The sequence below is a fragment of the Falsihalocynthiibacter sp. BN13B15 genome (genome assembly GCF_041205415.1).
Taxonomy (GTDB): Bacteria; Pseudomonadota; Alphaproteobacteria; order Rhodobacterales; family Rhodobacteraceae; genus Falsihalocynthiibacter; species Falsihalocynthiibacter arcticus.
This window is the reverse complement of record NZ_JBGFCE010000075.1, coordinates 1-618: the sequence shown is the minus strand read 5'-3', so window position 1 is coordinate 618 and position 618 is coordinate 1. Positions and strand designations below refer to the sequence as shown.

Annotated in this window: 1 protein-coding gene and 1 pseudogene; both read left to right on the top strand. The window is 56.3% G+C overall.

Annotation, left to right across the window (positions count from 1 at the left end):
- Positions 1 to 142: pseudogene (locus AB9F26_RS22220) on the top strand (chromosome partitioning protein ParA); the annotation flags it as partial.
- Positions 139 to 618, top strand: a 480-nt coding sequence (locus AB9F26_RS22215) for a ParB N-terminal domain-containing protein (RefSeq protein ID WP_369769124.1), incomplete at its 3' end; no start/stop codon positions are given. The pseudogene AB9F26_RS22220 and the gene AB9F26_RS22215, both read left to right, overlap by 4 nt.

Below are 618 nucleotides of genomic sequence, written 5' to 3'. Positions count from 1 at the left end.
GTATGAGCAGGACTATCGTCAAATGACCCGTGAAACATGGAAGCGCGCCCGCCAAAGCTTTGACCGCGCCTATGGCGAGTTCCGCGATACTTTGATGAAGTCTTGGTCCGAAAACGCCGCGCACAAGGAGATTGACCAATGAAGTCTAAAAACAAATTCGGCTTTGCCCCGGTTGAAGCGAAACCCTCTGAGCCGCCACGCGAGCGATCCGTTGGGCCGATGGGGGCCGCCGTGCGCGAGGCCGCAGAAAGTTTGCAAGGGTCTACCGAGGCCAAAATAGAACAGCGCCGCCGCAATTCAGACGACGCAAAGGCGTTCCGCGTCGCCCATGAAGAAGGCCGCGTTTTGGTGGCTTTACCGCTGACGCAGATTTCCACAAAGGACCTGCCGCGTGACCGTTTGGCGCTGGAGGAAGTGGCGACATCGGATGAGATGGAGGAACTTAAAGCGTCCATTCGAGCGCGCGGGCAAAAGGAACCGATTGAAGTTTACCGTGGGTCTGAGGGTCAGTTTGAGCTGAAAAAAGGCTGGCGTCGTTTTACGGCCCTGTCACAACTTTTTGCTGAAACGGGTGACGCGAATTTTGCCACTATATTGGCGCGGGTTGAGGGGGGAGTT